Annotated in this window: 24 protein-coding genes, 1 rRNA gene and 1 other annotated feature; of the genes, 10 read left to right on the forward strand and 15 right to left on the reverse strand. The window is 53.5% G+C overall.

What is annotated here, in order from left to right; all coding sequences use genetic code 11:
* The 4 genes from ACOTXC_RS02310 to rluD all read right to left on the reverse strand — a co-directional run.
* Positions 1-220, reverse strand: a 16S ribosomal RNA gene (locus tag ACOTXC_RS02310); the annotation flags it as partial.
* A 426-nt stretch (positions 221-646) separates the two neighbouring features.
* Positions 647-3,220: an ATP-dependent chaperone ClpB gene (gene clpB, locus ACOTXC_RS02315; RefSeq protein ID WP_022649055.1), complete on the reverse strand. Its 2,574-nt coding sequence runs from the start codon at positions 3,218-3,220 to the stop codon at positions 647-649.
* A 129-nt stretch (positions 3,221-3,349) separates the two neighbouring features.
* Complete coding sequence (yfiH, locus tag ACOTXC_RS02320) at positions 3,350-4,081, reverse strand: purine nucleoside phosphorylase YfiH (protein ID WP_023298396.1); 732 nt, start codon at positions 4,079-4,081, stop codon at positions 3,350-3,352.
* Positions 4,078-5,058, reverse strand: coding sequence for a 23S rRNA pseudouridine(1911/1915/1917) synthase RluD (rluD, locus tag ACOTXC_RS02325; RefSeq protein WP_022649057.1), 981 nt, complete (start codon positions 5,056-5,058; stop codon positions 4,078-4,080). Before rluD ends, yfiH begins: the two co-directional genes overlap by 4 nt.
* Positions 5,059-5,189: 131 nt before the next feature.
* Here rluD and bamD point away from each other — a divergent pair, with 131 nt between their 5' ends.
* From bamD to pheA, 4 genes are all read left to right on the forward strand, one after another.
* Positions 5,190-5,927 carry an outer membrane protein assembly factor BamD gene (bamD, locus tag ACOTXC_RS02330; protein ID WP_003863164.1) on the forward strand — a complete coding sequence of 246 codons (738 nt, stop codon included), beginning with the start codon at positions 5,190-5,192 and terminating at the stop codon, positions 5,925-5,927.
* A gap of 267 nt (positions 5,928-6,194) precedes the next feature.
* On the forward strand, positions 6,195-6,536 hold the full coding sequence (gene raiA / locus ACOTXC_RS02335) for a ribosome-associated translation inhibitor RaiA (protein ID WP_006811628.1): 342 nt from the start codon (positions 6,195-6,197) through the stop codon (positions 6,534-6,536).
* Between the two features lie 103 nt (positions 6,537-6,639).
* Positions 6,640-6,765, forward strand: a sequence feature (Phe leader region).
* Positions 6,641-6,688 carry a pheA operon leader peptide PheL gene (gene pheL / locus ACOTXC_RS02340; protein ID WP_100229775.1) on the forward strand — a complete coding sequence of 16 codons (48 nt, stop codon included), beginning with the start codon at positions 6,641-6,643 and terminating at the stop codon, positions 6,686-6,688. Its footprint overlaps the feature before it by 48 nt.
* A gap of 30 nt (positions 6,766-6,795) precedes the next feature.
* Positions 6,796-7,956, forward strand: coding sequence for a bifunctional chorismate mutase/prephenate dehydratase (gene pheA, locus ACOTXC_RS02345; RefSeq protein WP_023306733.1), 1,161 nt, complete (start codon positions 6,796-6,798; stop codon positions 7,954-7,956).
* Here the strand turns inward: pheA and ACOTXC_RS02350 are convergent.
* From ACOTXC_RS02350 to aroF, 3 genes are read right to left on the reverse strand one after another with little or no spacing between them, the layout of a single operon-like run.
* Complete coding sequence (locus ACOTXC_RS02350; RefSeq protein WP_023298398.1) at positions 7,953-8,825, reverse strand: SMP-30/gluconolactonase/LRE family protein; 873 nt, start codon at positions 8,823-8,825, stop codon at positions 7,953-7,955. The two genes, pheA and ACOTXC_RS02350, sit on opposite strands and share 4 nt — an antisense overlap.
* 60 nt (positions 8,826-8,885) lie before the next feature.
* Positions 8,886-10,007 carry a bifunctional chorismate mutase/prephenate dehydrogenase gene (tyrA, locus tag ACOTXC_RS02355; protein ID WP_022649060.1) on the reverse strand — a complete coding sequence of 374 codons (1,122 nt, stop codon included), beginning with the start codon at positions 10,005-10,007 and terminating at the stop codon, positions 8,886-8,888.
* 10 nt (positions 10,008-10,017) lie between these two features.
* Entirely contained in the window at positions 10,018-11,088 is a 1,071-nt protein-coding gene (gene aroF / locus ACOTXC_RS02360) for a 3-deoxy-7-phosphoheptulonate synthase AroF (RefSeq protein WP_421767374.1), read from the reverse strand.
* A gap of 478 nt (positions 11,089-11,566) precedes the next feature.
* Between aroF and ACOTXC_RS02365 the strand changes: the two genes are divergently transcribed.
* From ACOTXC_RS02365 to ACOTXC_RS02375, 3 genes are read left to right on the forward strand one after another with little or no spacing between them, the layout of a single operon-like run.
* The gene (locus ACOTXC_RS02365; RefSeq protein ID WP_410022481.1) at positions 11,567-12,103 is read left to right on the forward strand and encodes a YfiR family protein; all 537 of its coding nucleotides are present in this window, start codon (positions 11,567-11,569) and stop codon (positions 12,101-12,103) included.
* Positions 12,096-13,316 (forward strand): diguanylate cyclase DgcN, encoded by a 1,221-nt coding sequence (dgcN, locus tag ACOTXC_RS02370; RefSeq protein WP_045308387.1) that lies wholly within the window; start codon positions 12,096-12,098, stop codon positions 13,314-13,316. The genes ACOTXC_RS02365 and dgcN overlap by 8 nt, the downstream gene beginning before the upstream one ends.
* A gap of 12 nt (positions 13,317-13,328) precedes the next feature.
* Complete coding sequence (locus tag ACOTXC_RS02375) at positions 13,329-13,811, forward strand: OmpA family protein (protein WP_045308388.1); 483 nt, start codon at positions 13,329-13,331, stop codon at positions 13,809-13,811.
* A 2-nt stretch (positions 13,812-13,813) separates the two neighbouring features.
* On the opposite strand, the gene ACOTXC_RS02380 is transcribed toward ACOTXC_RS02375, so the two are convergent.
* The 7 genes from ACOTXC_RS02380 to ffh form a co-directional block, all read right to left on the reverse strand.
* On the reverse strand, positions 13,814-15,184 hold the full coding sequence (locus tag ACOTXC_RS02380) for a PepSY-associated TM helix domain-containing protein (protein ID WP_421767375.1): 1,371 nt from the start codon (positions 15,182-15,184) through the stop codon (positions 13,814-13,816).
* A gap of 38 nt (positions 15,185-15,222) precedes the next feature.
* Positions 15,223-15,627, reverse strand: coding sequence for a DUF2946 domain-containing protein (locus tag ACOTXC_RS02385; protein ID WP_017382958.1), 405 nt, complete (start codon positions 15,625-15,627; stop codon positions 15,223-15,225).
* A gap of 132 nt (positions 15,628-15,759) precedes the next feature.
* The gene (rplS, locus tag ACOTXC_RS02390; protein WP_002914145.1) at positions 15,760-16,107 is read right to left on the reverse strand and encodes a 50S ribosomal protein L19; all 348 of its coding nucleotides are present in this window, start codon (positions 16,105-16,107) and stop codon (positions 15,760-15,762) included.
* 43 nt (positions 16,108-16,150) lie between these two features.
* Positions 16,151-16,918 carry a tRNA (guanosine(37)-N1)-methyltransferase TrmD gene (gene trmD, locus ACOTXC_RS02395; protein ID WP_003863138.1) on the reverse strand — a complete coding sequence of 256 codons (768 nt, stop codon included), beginning with the start codon at positions 16,916-16,918 and terminating at the stop codon, positions 16,151-16,153.
* A gap of 31 nt (positions 16,919-16,949) precedes the next feature.
* A complete protein-coding gene (gene rimM / locus ACOTXC_RS02400; RefSeq protein ID WP_003863136.1) occupies positions 16,950-17,489 on the reverse strand; it encodes a ribosome maturation factor RimM in 540 nt (179 codons plus the stop codon).
* Between the two features lie 15 nt (positions 17,490-17,504).
* Positions 17,505-17,753: a 30S ribosomal protein S16 gene (rpsP, locus tag ACOTXC_RS02405; RefSeq protein ID WP_022649067.1), complete on the reverse strand. Its 249-nt coding sequence runs from the start codon at positions 17,751-17,753 to the stop codon at positions 17,505-17,507.
* 116 nt (positions 17,754-17,869) lie between these two features.
* Positions 17,870-19,231 carry a signal recognition particle protein gene (gene ffh / locus ACOTXC_RS02410; RefSeq protein ID WP_003863132.1) on the reverse strand — a complete coding sequence of 454 codons (1,362 nt, stop codon included), beginning with the start codon at positions 19,229-19,231 and terminating at the stop codon, positions 17,870-17,872.
* Positions 19,232-19,397: 166 nt separating this feature from the next.
* Here ffh and ACOTXC_RS02415 point away from each other — a divergent pair, with 166 nt between their 5' ends.
* Both ACOTXC_RS02415 and ACOTXC_RS02420 read left to right on the forward strand, forming a co-directional pair.
* The gene (locus ACOTXC_RS02415; protein ID WP_014832951.1) at positions 19,398-20,189 is read left to right on the forward strand and encodes a cytochrome C assembly family protein; all 792 of its coding nucleotides are present in this window, start codon (positions 19,398-19,400) and stop codon (positions 20,187-20,189) included.
* Between the two features lie 19 nt (positions 20,190-20,208).
* On the forward strand, positions 20,209-21,495 hold the full coding sequence (locus tag ACOTXC_RS02420) for an HlyC/CorC family transporter (RefSeq protein ID WP_026094274.1): 1,287 nt from the start codon (positions 20,209-20,211) through the stop codon (positions 21,493-21,495).
* A gap of 52 nt (positions 21,496-21,547) precedes the next feature.
* Here ACOTXC_RS02420 and grpE read toward each other — a convergent pair whose 3' ends face one another.
* Entirely contained in the window at positions 21,548-22,141 is a 594-nt protein-coding gene (gene grpE / locus ACOTXC_RS02425) for a nucleotide exchange factor GrpE (RefSeq protein WP_003863126.1), read from the reverse strand.
* A 122-nt stretch (positions 22,142-22,263) separates the two neighbouring features.
* On the opposite strand from grpE, the gene nadK reads away from it, so the two are divergent.
* Positions 22,264-23,142 carry an NAD(+) kinase gene (nadK, locus tag ACOTXC_RS02430; RefSeq protein WP_022649070.1) on the forward strand — a complete coding sequence of 293 codons (879 nt, stop codon included), beginning with the start codon at positions 22,264-22,266 and terminating at the stop codon, positions 23,140-23,142.
* The last annotated feature ends 14 nt before the right edge of the window (positions 23,143-23,156 follow it).

Consider the following 23,156-nt stretch of genomic DNA (forward strand, 5'->3'; position numbering starts at 1 on the left):
CAAGAGGCCCGAAGGTCCCCCTCTTTGGTCTTGCGACGTTATGCGGTATTAGCTACCGTTTCCAGTAGTTATCCCCCTCCATCAGGCAGTTTCCCAGACATTACTCACCCGTCCGCCACTCGTCAGCGAAGCAGCAAGCTGCTTCCTGTTACCGTTCGACTTGCATGTGTTAGGCCTGCCGCCAGCGTTCAATCTGAGCCATGATCAAACTCTTCAATTTAAGTTTGATGCTCGTGAATTAAACTTCGTAATGAATTACGTATGTTCACTCAGAGACTTGGTATTCATTTTTCGTCCGAGGACGTTAAGAATCCATGTCACTTTGAGTGCCCACACAGATTGTCTGATAAATTGTTAAAGAGCAGTGCCGCTACGTTTTCGCTGCGGCGCGGGGTGTGCATATTACGCTTTCCCGCTTCAGAGTCAAGCGTTTATTTTGCTTTTCTCTGCTGACCCGGCGGCGTGTGTGCCGTTGTTCCGTGTCAGTGGAGGCGCATTATAGGGAGTTCTTCTGAGGCTGCAAGTGCAAAGTGAAAATTATTTACTGACTGCTCACTTTCCAGGCAAAACACATCTCAGACATTAATTCTTGCCTGGTTTTTAAACAAAAACGAGCCGCAAGCGGCCCGTTTTTGCGTTTTGTGACTTACTGCACTGCCACAATTCGGTCTTCGTTGGCTTCCAGACGGATAACTTTGCCCGGAACCAGCTCCCCGGAGAGGATTTGCTGCGCCAGCGGGTTTTCGATCTGCTGCTGGATTGCACGTTTTAACGGACGCGCGCCATAAACAGGATCGTAACCATTCTCGCTCAGCAGTTTCAGCGCATCATCCGAGATGTGGATTTCATACCCACGCTCTTCCAGACGCTTGTACAGACGCTGCAACTGGATCTGCGCAATCGACGCAATGTGTTTCTCACCCAGCGGATGGAACACGACTACTTCATCAATACGGTTGATGAACTCCGGACGGAAGTTTTGGCTGACCACACCCAGCACCAGATCTTTCATATGGCTGTAATCCAGCTCACCGAAGCGTTCCTGAATCAAATCGGAACCCAGGTTCGAGGTCATGATCACCACCGTGTTACGGAAATCGACCGTTCTTCCCTGCCCGTCCGTCAGGCGTCCATCATCCAGCACCTGCAACAGGATGTTAAACACATCAGGGTGTGCCTTTTCCACTTCATCTAGCAGGATGACGGAATAAGGACGACGACGAACCGCTTCCGTCAGGTAACCGCCCTCTTCATAACCGACATATCCCGGAGGCGCACCGACCAGACGCGAGACAGAGTGTTTCTCCATAAACTCGGACATATCGATACGCACCATCGCGTCATCGCTGTCGAACATAAAGTTAGCCAGCGCTTTACACAGCTCGGTTTTACCGACACCGGTTGGCCCCAGGAACAGGAACGAGCCGATGGGACGATTCGGATCGGACAGCCCCGCACGGCTACGACGAATGGCGTTAGATACCGCTTCGACCGCTTCGTTCTGGCCAATGACGCGCTGATGCAGATCCTGCTCCATACGCAGCAGTTTTTCGCGTTCACTTTCCATCATGCGAGCTACAGGAATCCCCGTCCAGCGCGCCAGCACTTCGGCTATCTCGGCGTCCGTCACTTTATTACGCAACAGACGCATGGTTTTGCCTTCCGACTGCGTGGCGATCTCAAGCTGTTTTTCCAGCTCAGGGATCTTGCCGTACTGTAGCTCGGACATCCGCGCCAGGTCCCCTACGCGACGCGCCTGCTCAATGGCAATTTTCGCCTGCTCCAGCTCCGCCTTGATTGTCTGGGTGCCAGAGAGGGAGGCTTTCTCAGCTTTCCACTCTTCTTCCAGCTCAGAATACTGACGCTCTTTCTCATCCAGCTCTTCGTTGAGCATATCGAGGCGTTTCTTACTCGCTTCATCAGACTCTTTGTTCAATGCCTGCTGTTCCAGCTTGAGCTGAATAATGCGGCGATCGAGTCGGTCCAGCTCTTCCGGTTTCGAGTCAATCTGCATACGGATGCTGGACGCCGCTTCATCGATAAGGTCGATGGCTTTATCCGGCAACTGCCGGTCGGCAATGTAACGATGCGAAAGCGTCGCCGCCGCAACGATGGCCGGGTCAGTGATCTGCACATGATGGTGCAGCTCATAACGCTCTTTCAGACCACGCAAAATCGCGATGGTATCTTCAACGCTTGGTTCTGCGACAAACACCTTCTGGAAGCGTCGCTCCAGCGCGGCATCTTTTTCAATGTACTGACGATACTCGTCCAGCGTAGTGGCACCGACGCAGTGAAGTTCACCACGTGCCAGCGCAGGTTTCAGCATGTTCCCTGCATCCATTGCGCCGTCAGCTTTACCTGCCCCCACCATAGTGTGCAGTTCGTCAATAAACAGGATGACGTTGCCTTCCTGTTTCGCCAGATCGTTCAGCACGCCTTTCAGACGCTCTTCAAATTCACCGCGGTATTTCGCCCCGGCCACCAGCGCGCCCATATCCAGCGCCAGTACGCGACGGCCTTTCAGCCCTTCGGGCACTTCGCCATTAACGATACGCTGCGCCAGCCCTTCAACGATGGCGGTTTTACCGACGCCAGGCTCACCAATCAGCACCGGGTTGTTTTTGGTACGGCGTTGCAGTACCTGAATAGTCCGGCGAATTTCTTCGTCGCGACCGATTACCGGGTCAAGTTTGCCCTGCTCGGCACGTTCGGTCAGATCGACCGTAAATTTTTTCAAAGCCTGACGTTGGTCTTCGGCTCCCTGATCGTTCACGCTTTCACCTCCGCGCATTTTCTCAATCGCCTGGGTCACATTAGCGGTGGTTGCACCGGCGGATTTCAGCAGGTCGGTTAAGGTACCGCGTGATTCAAGCGCCGCCAGAACAAACAGCTCTGACGAAATAAAGTTGTCCCCACGTTTTTGCGCCAGCTTGTCGCAAAGGTTCAGTACACGCACCAGATCCTGTGACGGCTGTACGTCGCCACCGGTACCTTCTACCTGCGGTAAACGACTCAGCGCCTGATCGATGGCGGTGCGTAACTGGCCGGCATTAATGCCAGCGGACGTTAACAAAGGACGTATCGATCCCCCTTCCTGATTCAGCAAGGCGCTCATTAAATGAAGAGGTTCGATAAATTGGTTGTCGTGCCCCAGTGCGAGGGACTGGGCATCGGCGAGAGCAAGCTGGAATTTATTAGTAAGACGATCCAGACGCATAACTCCTCCCATAACAGGTCAAATTTGCTACTGGAGATTAAATGAGGTCATCCCTCAATTATTCAAGGTTAATAACCTGAATTATGTGAAAAGAAAACGGCGCGTACCGGATCGTCTTGATTCTTTAGGTTATATCAGCCAAATGAAACTTGCCATACGGCCTGTCGTCTTGTCACGGCGCCAGGAGAAAAAATCACCCTTTTCGGTGAATGTACAGCGATCGCCGCCGAAGATCTGGGTCACGCCGACATTATTAAGGCGCTGGCGGGCAAGCTGATAAATATCGGCCAGATATTTATCGCCGGATGCCACAAACGCATTAACCGCCTGAGGATCTTTTTCCATAAAAGCTTGCCGAACCTCAGGCCCCACTTCAAATGCCTGCGGGCCAATCGCCGGGCCAAGCCAGGCGATGAGATTTGCAGAATCGTCCTGGAAGCAGGCAACGGTCTCTTCCAGCACGCCTTCACACAGGCCACGCCAGCCCGCATGCGCTGCTGCAATCTCCGTACCGGCACGGTTACAAAACAACACCGGCAGGCAATCAGCGGTCATCACCGCGCAAACCGTTCCCGGCGTATTGCTGTACGAAGCATCGGCGCGTTTAGACGCATAGGGCTCACCCGTAAGCTTCAGCACCGCTTTACCGTGCACCTGCTCAAGCCAGACCGGTTTTGAAGGAAGGTTTCCCGCAGCAAACAGACGTTTACGGTTCTCTTCGACGTGCTCCAGGTTATCGCCACAGTGCGCACCGAGGTTCAAAGACGCCCACGCACCCTGGCTCACGCCACCGATACGGGTCGAGCTACAGGCGGCCACGCCTTCAGGCAGCGGCCACTCCGGGACAATCAGTTTGGTCATAACCAGTCCACGTGATCCTTATGTTCTTCGAAATCTGCGCGCATCGCGTCGATAAGTTCCACCATATCCTGTGGGATAGGCGCATGCCATTCCATCTGAATTCCGGTGATTGGGTGGTAAAGACGTAGCATCGTCGCATGCAGCGCCTGGCGATCGAATTTACGCAGCACGGAGATGAATTCATCCGATGCGCCCTTTGGTGGACGCGGACGACCGCCGTAAACAGGGTCACCCACCAGTGGATGGGTAATATGCGCCATGTGCACGCGGATCTGGTGAGTACGCCCGGTTTCCAGACGCAGACGCAGGCGTGTATGAATACGGAAATGTTCCATGATGCGGTAGTGGGTCACCGCCGGTTTACCCATCGGGTGCACGGACATATGCGTACGCTTGGTTGGATGACGACTAATCGGCTCTTCCACCGTGCCGCCAGAGGTCATATGACCAATGGCCACCGCTTCATACTCACGGGTGATTTCGCGCAGCTGCAAAGATTCCACCAGTCGAGTCTGGGCGGGGATCGTCTTCGCCACCACCATCAGACCCGTGGTGTCTTTATCCAGACGGTGAACGATACCGGCACGCGGTACGTCAGCTATCGGCGGGTAATAATGAAGGAGTGCGTTAAGTACCGTACCGTCAGGATTACCCGCGCCCGGATGGACGACAAAGTCACGCGGTTTGTTGATGACCAGAATATCGTCATCTTCGTAGACGATATCCAGCGGGATATCCTGCGGCTCGAAGCGGACTTCCTCTTCGATTTCAGCATTGATGGCGACAGCTTCCCCACCAAACACTTTCTCTTTTGGTTTGTCCCAGATCTTGCCGTTTACCAGCACGCGCTGGTCAAGGATCCATTCTTTTATACGTGAACGCGAATAATCAGGGAACAATTCGGCCAAAGCCTGATCTAAGCGTTGACCGAGCTGATTTTCGGAGACTGTTGCGGTGAGTTCTACTCGTTGTGCCATAAACTGCTTCTTCGTTTAACGTTGGGTTTTACGGCTTTGCCGTTTAATATAGTGTGCTATTGTAGCTGGTCTTAATCGGGAGCAGGAACTGAGTTTCTCCCGGACAAACATTTGAGGAAAGTCAAAACGTCATGACGCGCATGAAATATCTGGTGGCAGCGGCCACGTTGAGCCTGGCTTTGGTGGGCTGCTCCGGTTCGAATGAACAGGTCCCTGACAATCCGCCGAATGAAATCTATGCGACTGCACAACAAAAGTTGCAGGACGGTAACTGGAAACAGGCGATAACGCAACTGGAAGCGTTGGATAATCGCTATCCGTTTGGTCCGTATTCACAGCAGGTACAGTTAGATCTTATCTACGCCTACTATAAAAATGCCGATCTGCCGCTGGCTCAGGCAACGATCGATCGTTTCATGCGTCTGAACCCTACCCATCCTAACATCGATTACGTGATGTACATGCGCGGCCTGACTAACATGGCGCTGGATGACAGTGCATTGCAGGGCTTCTTCGGGGTGGATCGTTCTGACCGTGACCCGCAACATGCGCGTGATGCTTTCAATGACTTCTCCAAACTGGTGCGTAGCTACCCGAACAGCCAGTACATTACCGATGCCACTAAGCGTCTGGTGTTCCTGAAAGATCGTCTGGCGAAATACGAGTACTCCGTTGCGGAATACTACACTCGCCGTGGCGCATGGGTTGCCGTGGTTAACCGTGTAGAAGGCATGCTGCGTGATTATCCGGATACGCAGGCCACGCGTGATGGCCTGAAGCTGATGGAGAATGCGTATCGCCAGATGCAGATGACGGCTCAGGCTGACAAAGTGGCGAAAATCATTGCCGCGAACAGCAGCAATACCTGATACCGCTACAACGCATAACGGCAGCCCGCAGGCTGCCGTTTTTTTATTCTTTCAGACTTACGCTGAAGCGGTTTAGCTTCAACACATCCAGTCAACTATGACCGCAATTGCTGGCTTCGACAAGGTAAATCTCACCTCTTCCTGCCCTGCCTCACAAAAAAGATTCCCTGACAAAAACCGACAAAATAACGTGATCTAAATCACACATTTTGACATTAGGTCGGGTATGCTGGAATCACCAAGACGGAAAGACAAGAGGTAAAATTTATGACAATGAACATTACCAGTAAACAAATGGAAATTACTCCGGCAATCCGCCAGCACGTCGCAGACCGTCTCGCCAAACTGGATAAATGGCAAACACATTTGATTAATCCACATATCATCCTGTCCAAGGAGCCGCAGGGTTTCGTCGCTGATGCAACTATCAATACTCCAAACGGCCATCTGGTCGCCAGCGCTAAACACGAGGATATGTACACTGCAATTAACGATTTGATCAACAAGCTGGAACGGCAGCTCAATAAAGTGCAACACAAAGGTGAAGCCCGTCGCGCCACAACATCGGTGAAAGACGCCAGCTTCGCGGAAGAAGTTGAAGAAGAGTAATCCTTTAAATTGAGTGTACCGACAACGCGCCTTCGGGCGCGTTTTTTATTGACAGGATCAAAACAGTACAGGTACTTTAACCCTATCAATTTCAGGATGACCTAATGAAACAGACGCCGTTTTTCTTCGCATTCTTTTTTACCTTCCCCTGACCGGGAGGCGTTTCGTCGTGTGATAAAGAATGCGAAGACGAACAACAAGGCCTCCCACACCGGGAGGCCTTTTTTATTGATAACGATAAAATGAGACAGACAACACTATGACACCGGAAAACCCGCTCCTGGATTTACGCGTAAAAATCAGTGCACTCGACGAAAAGTTACTGGCCCTGCTGGCAGAACGCCGCGCGCTCGCCATTGAAGTGGGCAAAGCCAAGCTGGATTCTCATCGGCCGGTGCGCGATATCGATCGCGAGCGTGATTTACTGGAACGGTTGATACAGCTCGGCAAAGCGCATCATCTTGATGCCCACTACATCACCCGCCTGTTCCAGCTCATCATTGAAGATTCCGTTCTGACGCAACAGGCCCTGCTCCAGCAGCATCTGAACAAAACCAACCCGCACTCTGCTCGGATCGCTTTCCTCGGCCCGAAAGGTTCTTATTCTCACCTGGCGGCTCGCCAGTACGCAGCCCGTCATTTCGAAGAGTTCATTGAGAGCGGTTGTGCAAAATTTGCAGACATCTTCAACCAGGTCGAAACCGGCCAGGCAGATTACGCCGTGGTGCCTATTGAGAACACCAGTTCCGGCGCCATCAACGATGTTTACGATCTGCTCCAGCACACCAGCCTGTCGCTGGTCGGTGAGCTGACTATTCCTATCGATCACTGCGTGCTGGTCTCTGGCTCAACCGATCTGAGTCAGATTGAAACGGTGTACAGCCACCCGCAGCCGTTCCAGCAGTGCAGCCAGTTCCTGAACCGTTATCCGCACTGGAAAATTGAGTACACCGAAAGCACCTCGGCGGCGATGGAAAAAGTGGCGCAGGCAAACTCTCCTGCCGTCGCGGCACTCGGTAGCGAAGCGGGCGGCGCGCTGTATGGCTTACAGGTGCTGGAACGCAATCTGGCCAACCAGACGCAAAATATCACCCGTTTCGTGGTTCTTGCCCGCAAGGCCATCAACGTGTCGGACCAGGTCCCGGCGAAAACCACCCTGCTGATGGCGACCGGCCAGCAGGCGGGTGCGCTGGTTGAAGCGCTGCTGGTGCTGCGTAATCACAACCTGATCATGACGAAGCTGGAATCCCGCCCAATACATGGCAACCCGTGGGAAGAGATGTTCTATCTCGACGTTCAGGCCAACCTGGAGTCTGCATCCATGCAGAAAGCCCTGCGCGAACTGGGCGAGATCACACGCTCCATGAAAGTACTGGGCTGCTATCCGAGCGAAAACGTGGTCCCGGTCGATCCGGCTTAATGTTCGATAAAGCGGCTTTTCTTCATCCCTGCCACATTTACAGGCAGGGTGAAGATGGCACCGGAAAGCGGGTATTTCGCCAGCTCCTCCGCCTCCATATTTTCCCGCGTGGTGGTGATAAACAGCGTTTTCATATCGTCGCCGCCAAAGCAGACCATTGTCGGGCAGCGTACCGGCAGCCGGTATTCTTCCAGCTGTTCGCCTTGCGGTGAAAACCGTGCGATACGCCAGCCGTCAAACAGTGCGCTCCAGTAGCAGCCTTCCTCATCCATTGCCGCTCCGTCGGGTATACCGTCTCCCTCGCTAAAACGGCGAAACTCTTCGCGCTTACCGGGTTCCCCCTGCTTATCAAGCGGCGTACGGTAGATCACACCGTTCGGCGTATCAGAAGTAAACATCCACCGTTTGTCAGGACTAAACGCTAAACCGTTATGCCCCTGAATATCGCACTGGATCACTTTCGGTGTCAGGTCGTTGTCGATACGCATCAACATGGCGCCGTTATAATCTCCCGGCCCCCAGAACGTGCCCGCATAAAACCGTCCCTGATGGTCGGTGCCTCCATCGTTAAAGCGTGCAAGCTGCGGGTTGGACGGGTTATCGCAAACCTTACGCTGGAGCAGGCCGTGTTTATCGGTCAGCCAGATGGCGTTTCGCATCGCGACGATAAATCCGCCGCGTTCACGCAGGGCAAAACACCCAACTTCTTCATGGAATGAGAGCACCGAGTGTTCCGCGGTGGGCAGATGGTACCGATGAATCTCCCCTTCCAGAATATCCGCCCAGTAGAGCGCCTTCTCTTCAGCACTCCACGTCGGGCATTCGGGCAGATGCCCGGTATAGTTCAACAGCAGCTGTGGTTCAGCCATGACAGTTCCCCAAAATGAAAAAAGCCAGCATTGCTGGCTTTTAGTATATACATCATCAGATTACTGGCGACTGTCATTTGCCTGGCGCAACAGCGTGCGGCTTTCACTCTGGAATCGCGTGGCGTAATCACCGAACCAGTGCTCCACTTTACGGAAACTGTCGATAAACGCTTGTTTATCGCCGTGTTCCAGCAAGGTGATCGCTTCGCCAAAACGCTGATAGTAGCGCTTGATCAGCGCCAGGTTATTTTCAGACGACATGATGATGTCGGCGTAAAGCTGTGGATCCTGGGCAAACAGTCGCCCGACCATCGCCAGCTCCAGACGATAGATTGGCGAGGAAAGCGCCAGCAATTGTTCAAGCTGAACGTTCTCTTCCGCCAGGTGCAGACCATAGGCGAAGGTTGCAAAGTGGCGCAGCGCCTGAATAAACGCCATGTTCTGATCGTGCTCAACCGCACTGATACGGTGCAAACGTGCCCCCCAGACCTGAATCTGTTCCAGGAACCACTGATACGCTTCCGGCTGACGACCGTCGCAGTAAACCACTACCTGCTTCGCCAGGCTGCCGCTGTCCGGGCCAAACATCGGGTGTAACCCAAGCACGGGCCCGGTGTGCGCTGCCAGCATTGCCTGTAGAGGGCCATTTTTAACGGACGCCAGATCCACCAGAATGCAATCTTCCGGCAGCGGAGGAAGTTTCGCGATAATCTGCTCCGTCACATGAATCGGTACGCTGACGATAACCATTCCGGCATCCTTCATGAGTTCCGGCGCATGCGGCCAGTCCTCTTTTTCCAGGATGCGCACCTGATAGCCAGAAAGCGTCAGCATTTTTTCAAACAGACGCCCCATCTGGCCGCCGCCACCGACAATCACCACCGGACGCAGCGACGGACAGAGAGTTTTGAAGCCCTTGTCGTTTTCGCTGGAATAGGATTCCCGCATCACACGACGCAGGACATCTTCAATTAAGTCCGGTGAAACGCCCAGCGCCTGTGCCTCTTTACGGCGGGAGGCGAGCATAGAGGCCTCACGCTCCGGAACGTAAATTGGCAGGCCGTATTTGCTTTTAACTTCGCCGACCTCAGCAACCAGTGCCATGCGGCGCGCCAGCAGGTCCAGCAACGCCTTATCCACTTCATCAATTTGATCGCGTAATGCGGTCAATTCAGCAACCATAACTATCCTCTTATGCCAGACGCGTCGCCAGCTGGCCGTTCAAATCTTTGTGGATCTCACGCAGTAGCGCATCAGTGGTTTCCCAGCTGATGCAAGCATCCGTGACCGAGACGCCGGGCTTCATCGCGCTACGCGGCTGTTCCGATGACTGATTGCCTTCATGAATATTACTTTCAATCATCAGGCCGATAATTGAACGGTTACCATCTTTAATCTGTGCAATCACAGATTCTGCAACCGCAGGCTGGCGACGGTAATCTTTATTCGAATTACCATGACTGCAATCTACCATCAGCGCCGGACGCAGTCCCGCCTGTTCCATCTCTTTTTCACACTGCGCGACATCCGCCGGGCTGTAGTTTGGCGCTTTACCACCGCGCAGGATCACATGCCCGTCCGGATTGCCCTGCGTTTGCAGCAGGCATACCTGGCCCGCCTGGTTGATCCCGACAAAACGATGGGGCATGGCGGCGGCGCGCATGGCGTTAATCGCCGTGGCCAGGCTGCCGTCGGTACCGTTTTTAAAACCAACCGGCATAGACAGGCCAGACGCCATCTCGCGGTGGGTTTGTGACTCGGTGGTGCGCGCCCCAATCGCAGACCAGCTAAACAGATCGCCGAGGTACTGCGGGCTGTTCGGATCCAGCGCTTCGGTTGCCAGCGGCAGCCCCATGCTGACGAGCTCCACCAGCAGGCGACGCGCAATCTTCAGGCCCGCTTCCACATCAAACGAGCCATCCATGTGCGGATCGTTGATCAATCCTTTCCAGCCAACCGTAGTACGTGGCTTTTCAAAATAGACGCGCATCACCAGATAGAGGCTATCGCTGACCTCCTCCGCTAATGCTTTAAATCGACGAGCGTACTCAATGGCGGTTTCAAGATCGTGAATGGAGCAAGGACCACATACCACCAGCAGGCGCGGATCGCGGCCTGCGATAATGTCAGAAATGGTCTGGCGAGAGTGCTCAATCTGAGCTTCCTGTGCGACGCTCAGCGGGAATTCCGCCTTCAGTTGATCCGGGGTGATTAACACCTGTTCGTCAGTGATATGTACGTTGTTCAGCGCGTCTTTTTGCATGATTGCGATCCTGTAAAACTCGTTTGCGATAGTGGTTTTCCTCGAAGAGGTGACACAACGATAACACATCAAGTAAAGATTTCAATCCAAAATACGTACAGATTATTTTACAGCAGCCATTTAAATGCCAAATCACAGGTTAAAATCGTAAACATAAAATTACACATACGCTTTTAACGCCAGTCTACGCTCACACCAGGCACGCTATCCCGGCGCTGGCCGTTAGCTTAATTATCCTCGGGTGAATTGAGGGAAAGTTGCGTGGCTACATAAATCCTGGCAACTAAAAATGAATAAAAGTATGAATTCCAGCAGACTTAATTGAGCCTGCCTAAATTACTTTGAATATCGTGCTCTGTAAGATTTAGCTTAGGTCAAGACAGGGATATTTCTGACATAATGACGGCTTTGAGAAAGAATGGTATTCTGCCGGAAATTCATAAGGGCATCTATTTCCGGGGCGGTTTGGCGGATTCTGATGAGAAATACATTCTTGATCGCTTTGCTTCACCTCCCCCTGGCGCTAATGCTGTTCATTTTGGTGAACCCTGCAAGGGCAGGCTCGCTCACGGAAACGGATAAATCGGTACGTTCGATTGTTTCTGGTATTGTAAGCTACACCCGATGGCCAGCACTTTCCGGCCAGCCTAAGCTCTGTATTTATGCCTCTTCCCGTTACAGACAGGCGCTCAGCAGTGAAGATGTAAATAACCCGTTGCCCTATAGTCCTGTCATTGTGCATAGCGATCGGGAAGCACTCACAGCAAGGTGCGATGCCCTCTATTTCGGGAGCGAATCACCGACAAAACAACAGGAAATAATAAATCAATATCAGGGCCAGGCGTTGCTATTAATGTCAGAGCAAAATCCTGAATGCGTTATTGGCAGCGCATTTTGTCTGATAATAGAGCACAACAAGGTCAGGTTTTCCGTAAATCTGGATGCGCTGACGCGCAGTGGCGTAAGAGTCAATCCGGATGTATTAATGCTCGCACGGAATAAGAAGCATGAATAAGGAAGTCACACCAACACCGCGTCCGACGTTTAAAAGAACGTTGCGGCGAATTAGCATGATAAGCGTCATTATAACGATGACGTTTATATGGTTGCTGCTGTGTTTCGCTTCCGTGGTGACATTAAAGCAATACGCGCAAAAAAACCTCGAACTCACCGGCGCCACCATGAGCCACAGCCTTGAGGCCTCTCTGGTGTTCAACGATGCCGTGGCGGCAAATGAAACGCTGGCGACCCTCGGCAAGCAGGGGCAATTTGCCGTGGCGGAAGTGCTTAATGCACATCATAAACGGTTTGCCTGGTGGTCGTGGAACCCGGCGGATAATACCGACACGCTGGGCGCGCTGGTCAACCGGTGGTTGTTCCCTGTTCCTGTCGCACAGCCCATCATACATAACGGTAATGTGATTGGCGAAATTCGTCTGACCGCACGAGACAGCCTGATTAGCCACTTTATCTGGCTCTCATTTGCGGTCCTCACCGGCTGCATTCTTTTTGCCTCTGCCGTCGCATTGACCATCACCCGCTCGCTACATCATGGCATGGTTGTTGAAATGCAAAACATCACTGACGTTGTGCATGACGTCCGTACCAACCGCAACTTCTCTCGCCGGGTAACGGAAGGCCGCATTGAAGAGTTCCACCAGTTTGGTGAAGACTTCAACAGCCTGCTGGATGAAATGGAAGAGTGGCAGCTCAAGCTACAGGCGAAAAACGCTCAACTGTTGCGTACCGCCATGCACGATCCGCTCACGGGGCTTGCAAACCGCGCCGCGTTTCGCAACAACATTGCGGCCTTAATGAATGACGCTTCGGCAAAGACCAATTCTGCCCTGCTCTTCCTGGACGGTGATAACTTCAAGTTTATTAACGACACCTGGGGCCATGCCGCGGGCGACTGCGTACTGATCGAAGCCGCAAAAAGGATGGTCGAATTTGGCGAAAAACGTCATCAGTCTTACCGTCTTGGCGGCGACGAGTTTGCCATGATCCTTTATGGCGTCCACACCGCGCGTGAGGTCGAATATATTTGCGCTGCGCTGTCGCAGCAATTTATCCGTCCGTTTGATCTGCATAACGGACACACAGCATCAATGTCACTCAGCATTGGCTTTGCTCTGGCGTGGGAAAATGCCTCCGTCGAGGCATTACTTGAGCAAGCCGATCGCAATATGTACCTGGTCAAAAACCAGCGTTCGAAAACAATACCCTGAAAGGAAGACGATATGTTGAAGCGATACATCGCGCCGTTGTTACTGGCATCTCTGGTTATGTCCGGGTGCCAGACGCCGGAGGGTAAATTCACACCAGAGCAAATCGCGGCCATGAAGTCCTACGGCTTTAACGAACTGAATGGCGACTGGTCCCTGGGCCTGTCGGATAAGATCCTGTTTGATAAAAATGACGCCAGACTGCGTCCGGAAAGTGAAACGCAGATCCAGACTATGGCCTCACGTCTGGCGGCAACCGGTCTGAATCACGCCCGGATGGACGGCCATACGGATAACTATGGCGAAGAGAGCTACAACGAAGCGCTTTCGTTAAAACGTGCCAATGTTGTAGCGGATGCCTGGGCGAAGGGCGCGAACATCCCGCGCAGCAACCTCACTACGCGGGGTTTAGGCAAAAAATACCCTCTCAGCAGCAACCGTACTGCGCAAGGGCGCGCTGAAAACCGCCGTGTTGCGGTAGTTATCAGCACGCCTTAAGGCTATTTAGCGGATGTGCCGGCGAGCGACACGCCTGAAGCCGCTCGCCAGCGCAGCCAGTCAATCACGATAAATACCGCCAGACTGACGCCCATTACCGGCAACGCCAGCCCCAGCAGGAGGCTTATCATGAACGTCACTCCCCTTCCCCTCAGCGGCAATGCCAGCCAGCTTTGACAGAGCGTCTGTACCGGGTTCGCGGCTGACATCGCAGGACGACGCATCCACCACATCCGGTATCCCCAGATAATCAGCACGCACAGCGCAACGCCAAACGCGATGAGCAGCAGCTGATTTGCCAGACCAAACAGGATCCCCATATGGAAATCCACGCCCCAGCGGGTGAGTTTAGCCATCAGCGGGAAATCCCCAAAGCGAGTCCTGTCCAGCACCTTCAGAGAGTGGGGGTCCACGGCAACGGCATCAACCTGCGTCGGCCAGCGGCGATCGATTTCCGTCACCGTCCAGGCCTGGTCGACCCTGCTTGCCGGACGGATCTCAACGTTGTTCGCATCAATTCCTGACTGGCGGGCGGCCTGCAATACGCTGTCAAAAAGCGACAGTTCAACAGGCATTTCAGGCATCGACATTCCGCCGTGATGACCACGATGTTCGGCGTGTTCATCCATCATTTCCGGCGCACCGGAAAGGGTGGTGTTTACCTGCGGCGTCAGCCAGTTCATCTCTGCACGCAGCTTATCGACGTTGCCACCGGCCCATTGTGACCAGGTTAACCCGGTGACTGAGAACAGCAGCATTCCCGCCAGTAAGGTCCAGCCTAAGATCACATGCAGGCGACGACGATTCTGGAAACGATTGTTAATACGGCGCTTCGGTCGGGTATAGAACCACAGCGCGATCCCGCCCAGGGCAGCAACCCACATCCACGAGGCGGCTAACTCGCTATAGAGGCGTCCGAGGTTGCCCAGCATCAGCGAGGTATGCAGGTAATCGATAGTCTGACGCAGCGGTAAAATCCCGCTGGTGCCGTAGACGGTCATATCCCCTCGAACCTCAAGGCTGGCGGGATCAATAAAAATAGCCCGATGCTCGGAGGGACCCAGCGCCGGGTCGGCAAACATCACACGGGTCGTTTCGCCCTCTTCCAGCCCCGGACGAACGGCATGCAGACGCAGATCTGATTCTACGGCCTTTTCGGCCGCGGCAATTTGTGCAGCAAGAGGCTGCGCCTCACCCACGGCATCCGTGTGGAGTGCATAATGGTACAGCGCATTTTCAAGCTGCGGCGTGGCGACATACAGCGTACCGGTCAGCGCTGCGAAGAAGATAAACGGACCGACAAACAGCCCGATATAGAAATGGAGGCGACGCAGCAGGTTTCCCCATGCCGCGCGCGGAGTGCAGGTAGTCATACTTTTCCTTTTTAAGGCAAAAAGTGAGTGATTTTGTTTTAAAGGGAGAAAGCAGACCGACGCGGCGGCGCGCGGGTATCGGGGTAAAGCCAGGGGAAAAAGTGCCAGTGGCTGACCGCCTGACGAGGCGGCTTCACGCGCAGCCGCTGCAACACCACGCTGAGCAGAACGATAAGCGCCAGCATCACGCCCGGTACATGCGCTAACAGCACGCAGTAGCCGCAGGCTTCCGCATGGTCAACTGGCATGGAATGCGGCATATCCCCATGATGCTCGTCCATCGACATCATGCTCATGTCATGGTGCATGCCCGGCATGGCGCTCATGGGATCTTTTTGCAGCGAGACGGAGATCAGCGGCGCCACGACGATCAGCAGGATCGCAAACAGCGCGGTCAATGCCGCTGCGCGTTTCCAGCTATGCTGATGCAGTACGTTATCCACTTACCCTCCCCCCAAGAGGCGAACATTGTAAATGATTTATGACGGAAGGGTTAACGCGAGAGGTGCGATGGGATAAAAAAAGGGCCAGCCTTTCGGCCAGCCCTTTCTGACAGGATGTCGCTTAAGCGAATCTTAGTTCAGACGCTCTTTAATACGAGCAGACTTACCAGTACGCTCACGCAGGTAGTACAGTTTAGCTTTACGTACAGCACCACGACGTTTAACAGCAATGCTGTCAACTACCGGAGAGTGAGTCTGGAAGACACGCTCAACGCCTTCGCCGTTGGAAATTTTACGAACAGTGAATGCAGAGTGCAGACCGCGGTTACGAATAGCGATAACCACGCCCTCGAATGCCTGCAGACGTTTTTTGGAACCTTCAACAACCCATACTTTCACTTCCACGGTGTCACCTGGACGGAAGGAAGGTACGTCCTGCTTCATCTGCTCTTGTTCAAGTTGCTTAATAATGTTGCTCATAATTTAATCTCTTATCCTGGGTAAACTGATATTCGGGAGCGTATTACGCTTTCCCATCATGTTCATGCTGCTGGTGCGCGTGTTCAGTTTTGAACTCGGCCAGCAACTTTGCTTGCTCTTCAGTCAGAGCCAGGTTTTCCAGAAGTTCAGGTCTTCTAAGCCAGGTCCGGCCCAGCGACTGCTTCAAACGCCAGCGACGTATCTCGGCATGGTTTCCAGACAGTAACACTGCCGGGACTTCCATCCCTTCTAACACTTCAGGACGAGTATAGTGTGGACAGTCCAGCAATCCATCGGCAAAGGAATCTTCCGTTGCCGAAGCTTCATGGCCCAGAACCCCCGGAATAAACCGGGCGACGGAGTCAATCAGCGTCATTGCTGGTAACTCACCACCGCTGAGAACGTAATCGCCGATAGACCATTCTTCGTCAATCTCGGTTTGAATTACGCGCTCATCTATCCCTTCGTAGCGACCACAGACCAGAATCAGCTTTTGATTCGTCGCCAGTTCGCTCACGCCCGCTTGATCAAGCTTGCGTCCCTGAGGTGACAGATAAATCACCTTCGCGCCTTCACCTGCCGCGGCTTTTGCTGTGTGAATGGCGTCCCGTAAGGGTTGCACCATCATCAACATCCCCGGTCCGCCGCCGTAAGGACGATCGTCCACGGTACGGTGCCGGTCATGCGTGAAGTCACGAGGACTCCAGCTCTGGATGCTCAGCAGGCCATTCTTTACTGCCCGGCCAGTTACCCCGTAATCGGTAATCGCGCGGAACATTTCAGGAAACAGGCTAATTATGCCAATCCACATAGCGCCGTCTTTTACCGTTTATCCGGAGAATTTAAAAACCAGGATCCCAATCTACTTCAATGGTTTGAGTAGTGAGATCGACTTTCTTGATAACCTGTCCATCGAGGAACGGGACCAACCGCTCCTTGATGCCAAATGCATCTTTCAGGTTTGCCTTAATGACGAGAACGTCATTTGACCCGGTTTCCATCATGTCGATGACTTTCCCCAGGCTGTAGCCTTCAGTGGTCACTACCTGGCAACCCATAAGGTCTTTCCAGTAGTAGTCACCCTCTTCCAGTTGCGGCAACTGCGACGAATCCACGACAATTTCACAATTAGTCAGCGCATTCGCGGCATCTCGATCGTCAATGCCTTTCAGCTTGATGATGATGTCCTGATTGTGGTGACGCCAGCTTTCCAGCTCGACCTCTTCCCACTTACCGGCTTTCTGGATAAACCAGGGCTGGTAATCAAAAATGCTATCAGCGTCTTCAGTGGAGGAAAACACTCTGAGCCAACCACGGATACCGTAGCAAGAACCCATTTTTCCCAATACGATCGGTTCAACAGGTGCTTTATTGCTCATCATGACCACCGTGACAGATTAAGCTGCTTTGTTTGCTGCTTTGATCAGCGTAGCAACGCGATCGGAAACAGTAGCGCCCTGGCCAACCCAGTGAGCGATACGATCCAGATCCAGACGAGTTTCTTCTTCTGCGCCAGAGGCCAGTGGGTTGAAGAAACCAACGCGCTCAATGAAGCGACCGTTGCGTGCATTACGGCTGTCAGTCACAACAACCTGGTAGAACGGACGCTTTTTAGCGCCGTGACGTGCTAAACGAATAGTTACCATAACATCCTCTTGTGTGAATAAAACAACCGGGCCCCATCGAGGAACGGAGCCCGGGTGTCATATTAAAAGCCCGAAAATTTTACTCATTTTCGGGCAAAAAGCAATCTCAAAAGCGATTATCGCCCAGGAAAACCGGGCGGCATCATGCCTTTCATGCCGCGCATCATCTTCGCCATGCCGCCTTTCTTCATTTTCTTCATCATGCGCTGCATGTCGTCGAACTGTTTCAGAAGGCGGTTAACGTCCTGGACCTGCATACCGCAACCGGCTGCGATACGGCGCTTGCGGGAACCTTTGATGATTTCTGGCTTCGCGCGCTCTTTCAGCGTCATCGAGTTGATGATTGCCTCCATACGCACCAGCACTTTGTCATCCATCTGGGATTTGACGTTGTCCGGGATCTGCCCCATACCCGGCAGTTTACCCATCAGGCTTGCCATACCGCCCATGTTTTTCATCTGACGCAGTTGCTCAAGGAAGTCGGTCAGATCGAAACCGTCACCTTTTTTCAGCTTGCTGGCGAGTTTTTCAGCCTGCGCGCGGTCAACCTTGCTTTCGATATCTTCGATCAGCGACAGCACGTCGCCCATGCCGAGGATACGGGAGGCAATACGATCCGGGTGGAACGGCTCCAGCGCTTCGGTTTTCTCGCCCACGCCGAGGAACTTAATTGGCTTACCAGTAATATGACGAATAGACAGCGCCGCACCGCCGCGAGCGTCACCGTCGACTTTGGTCAGCACCACGCCGGTTAACGGCAGGGCTTCGTTAAACGCTTTCGCGGTGTTTGCCGCATCCTGACCGGTCATGGCGTCGACAACAAACAGGGTCTCTACCGGATTGATAGAAGCATGAACCTGCTTGATTTCGTCCATCATCGCTTCGTCAACGTGCAGTCGACCGGCGGTATCCACCAGCAGCACGTCGTAGAATTTCAGCTTCGCCTCTTTCAGCGCCGCGTTAACGATGTCAACAGGCTTCTGCGCCACGTCGGACGGGAAGAAGTCTACGCCAACCTGCTCGGCCAGCGTTTCCAGCTGTTTGATCGCCGCCGGGCGATACACGTCCGCCGACACCACCAGCACCTTTTTCTTGTGCTTTTCGCGCAGGAATTTCCCCAGCTTACCGACGCTGGTGGTTTTACCCGCACCTTGCAGACCCGCCATCAGCACGACGGCTGGCGGCTGAGCCGCCAGGTTAAGCACCTGGTTCTCTTCGCCCATCGCCGAAACCAGCTCGTTACGGACGATTTTGACGAACTCCTGACCCGGAGTCAGGCTCTTGTTCACTTCATGGCCAACCGCTTTCTCTTTCACGCGGTTGATAAAATCACGCACGACCGGCAACGCGACGTCTGCTTCCAGCAGCGCCATGCGCACTTCGCGCAGCGTTTCCTTGATGTTCTCTTCGGTGAGGCGTCCACGGCCGCTGATGTTGCGCAGCGTGCGCGACAAACGATCGGTTAAATTATCAAACATTGTCTCTCGCCTGGGGTAGAAACGTTAGGTCGCCTGGGCGACACATACACAGAATTTTGCCGGAGTATAACATGAAGGCGCCTTTGTTGTTATGCAACGGTTGGAGCAGGCGTCACGTAACGTTATACTGCTTCTCTTTCTTATTAAGACAACTGTCGACGCCTATATGCCTGTTTTCGCACTGATCGCCCTTGTTGCCTATTCTGTCAGCCTCGCGCTGATCATTCCTGGCCTGCTGCAAAAAAACAGCGGCTGGCGGCGCATGGCTATTCTTTCGGCAGTGATCGCACTGATTAGCCATGCGTTTGCGCTGGAATCACGCATCATTCCCGGCGACGGCAGCGTGCAAAATCTGAGCGTGTTGAACGTCGGCTCGCTGGTCAGCCTGATGATCTGTACGGTCATGACCATTGTCGCGTCTAAAAATCGTGGCTGGCTGCTGCTGCCGATAGTCTACGCCTTTGCGCTGATCAACCTGGCGTTAGCCACGTTCATGCCCAATGAGTTTATTACCCATCTGGAAGCCACGCCGGGGATGCTGGTGCATATCGGCCTGTCTCTATTCTCCTACGCGACGCTGATCATCGCCGCCCTTTACGCCATGCAGCTCGCCTGGATCGACTACCAGCTGAAAAATAAAAAGCTGGCGTTTAACCATGAAATGCCGCCGCTGATGGTGATTGAGCGTAAGATGTTCCATATCACCCAGGTCGGCGTGGTTTTGCTGACGCTGACGCTGTGCACGGGCTTGTTTTATATGAAGAACCTGTTCAGCGTGGAGAATATCGATAAAGCGGTCCTCTCCATCATCGCGTGGTTTGTCTATATTGTCCTGTTATGGGGCCATTATCATGAAGGCTGGCGCGGTCGTCGCGTGGTCTGGTTCAACGTTGCGGGTGCGGGCATTCTCACGCTTGCCTATTTTGGTAGCCGCTTCATACAGCAATTTGCTGGCTAAGTAACAAAAGGAGTTCCCCCTGGAACACATCTCTACCACCACGCTGATCGTCATTCTGGTCATCATGGTGGTCATCTCCGCTTATTTCTCTGGCTCTGAAACCGGCATGATGACGCTGAACCGCTACCGGTTACGTCATCGCGCCAAGCAGGGTAACCGTGCCGCGCGTCGTGTCGAAAAGCTTCTGCGTAAGCCGGACCGTCTGATTAGCCTGGTGCTTATCGGTAACAACCTGGTCAATATTCTCGCCTCTGCACTGGGCACCATCGTCGGGATGCGTCTGTACGGCAACGCAGGCGTGGCGATTGCCACAGGTGTGCTCACGTTTGTGGTGCTGGTGTTTGCGGAAGTGCTGCCCAAAACCATCGCGGCGCTTTACCCGGAAAAAGTCGCCTACCCGAGCAGTTTCCTGTTAGCACCGCTGCTTATTCTGATGATGCCGCTGGTCTGGCTGCTGAATATGGTGACACGGGTGCTGATGCGCATGGTTGGTATAAAGGCAGACGTCACCATCAGTAGCGCGCTCAGCAAAGACGAACTGCGTACAATCGTGAACGAATCCCGCTCGCAGATCTCCCGTCGCAATCAGGACATGCTCCTGTCGGTGCTGGATCTGGAAAAGGTCAGCGTTGACGACATCATGGTGCCGCGCAATGAAATCGTCGGGATTGATATTAACGACGACTGGAAGGCCATTGTCCGCCAGCTGACGCACTCCCCGCACGGGCGTATCGTCCTCTATCGCGATTCTCTCGACGATGCCATCAGCATGCTGCGTGTGCGTGAGGCCTATCGTCTGATGACTGAGAAAAACGAGTTCACCAAAGAGGTGATGCTGCGCGCCGCCGACGAAATTTACTACGTGCCGGAAGGCACCCCACTCAGCACGCAGCTGGTGAAGTTCCAGCGAAACAAGAAGAAAGTCGGTCTGGTGGTGGATGAATACGGCGACATACAGGGGCTGGTGACGGTCGAAGATATTCTGGAAGAGATTGTCGGGGACTTTACCACGTCAATGTCGCCTTCCCTTGCAGAAGAAGTCACCCCGCAAAACGACGGGTCAGTGCTTATCGACGGCAGCGCCAACATTCGTGAAATCAATAAAGCGTTTAACTGGCATTTGCCGGAAGACGAAGCGCGGACGATGAACGGAATGATCCTGGAAGCGCTGGAAGAGATCCCGGCGGCAGGCACGCGCGTGCGCATTGAGCAGTATGATATTGATATTCTGGACGTTCAGGACAATATGATTAAGCAGGTGAAGGTCCTGCCCGTTAAACCTTTACGCGAAAGTATCGCCGAGTAATGTTGTAGGCCGGGTAAGGCGAAGCCGCCACCCGGCACTACGGGTCGGCAAATTACGCTTTCGCTTTCGCCACGGTCACCATCGCAGCGCGAATAGTACGACCGTTCAGGGTATACCCTTTCTGCATCACGCCCAGTACGTTACCCGCGGCAACGTCTTCGGATTCCACCATCGCAATGGCCTGGTGAACGTTTGGATCCAGCGGTACATCCGTATCGGCAATCACTTCAACACCGAACTTACGCACCACATCCAGCATGGATTTCAGCGTCAGCTCGATGCCTTCAATCATCGCCGCGTTATCCGGATTAGCTTTATCCGCCACTTCCAGCGCGCGATCCAGGCTGTCGATCACCGGAAGCAGTTCGTTGACGAATTTCTCCAGCGCAAATTTGTGCGCCTTTTCAACGTCCAGCTCGGTACGACGGCGCAGGTTTTCCATTTCCGCTTTGATACGCAGTACGCCATCGCGTTCGCGATTCTGCGCTTCTACCAACTGAGCTTCCAGATTGGCAATTTTTTCATCGCGCGGGTCCACCTGCTCAGCAGACGTGTCTGGCTCTACTGCCTCAACTTCATCGTGCTGTTCCGTGATAATTTCTTCAGGGGCTTGCCCCTCAGGCGTTTTCTGTTCTTTACTACTCATGAATTTCTCCGCGTTTTTCTGCATTCATCTCGCTAACTTCGCTTATTATGGGGATCAGTTTCCTGGATTCAAGGGAACAAGGCAGATTGTCATCATTCATCAGGCACAAGGACCTCCAGAAAATGAATAATCATTTCAGGTGTATTGGGATCGTCGGCCATCCGCGTCACCCTACCGCATTGACGACACATGAAATGTTGTATCGCTGGCTGTGTGGTAAAGGCTATGAAGTGATGGTCGAGCAGCAGATCGCCCAGGAGTTGCAGCTTAAAAGCGTCAGAACCGGCACGCTGGCGGAAATTGGCCAGCAGGCGGATCTCGCCGTGGTGGTCGGCGGCGACGGCAATATGCTGGGCGCGGCGCGAACGCTGGCTCGCTATGATATTAAGGTTATTGGTATTAACCGTGGCAATCTTGGTTTCCTGACCGACCTCGACCCGGACAATGCGCAACAGCAGCTGGCGGACGTGCTGGAAGGTCACTATATCAGTGAAAAACGGTTTTTACTTGAAGCCCAGGTCTGCCAGCAGGATTGCCAGAAGCGCATCAGCACCGCTATTAACGAGGTGGTTCTCCACCCTGGTAAAGTGGCGCACATGATCGAGTTCGAAGTCTATATCGACGAAATCTTCGCTTTCTCGCAGCGCTCTGACGGGCTGATTATTTCAACCCCGACGGGGTCAACTGCCTACTCGCTTTCAGCCGGAGGCCCAATCCTGACGCCCTCGCTGGATGCGATCACCCTGGTGCCGATGTTCCCGCATACGCTCTCGGCGCGTCCGCTGGTGATCAACGGCGACAGCACCATCCGCCTGCGTTTTTCACATCGCCGCAGCGACCTGGAGATCAGCTGCGACAGCCAGATTGCGCTTCCCATTCAGGAAGGAGAAGATGTCCTTATTCGCCGCTGCGATTATCACCTGAACCTTATCCATCCAAAAGATTACAGTTATTTCAATACATTAAGCTCAAAACTCGGCTGGTCAAAAAAATTGTTCTGATTTTACATCCAGCG

Source organism: Enterobacter cloacae complex sp. IR5428, assembly GCF_049238585.1.
In the GTDB taxonomy this organism is placed as follows: Bacteria; Pseudomonadota; Gammaproteobacteria; order Enterobacterales; family Enterobacteriaceae; genus Enterobacter; species Enterobacter intestinihominis.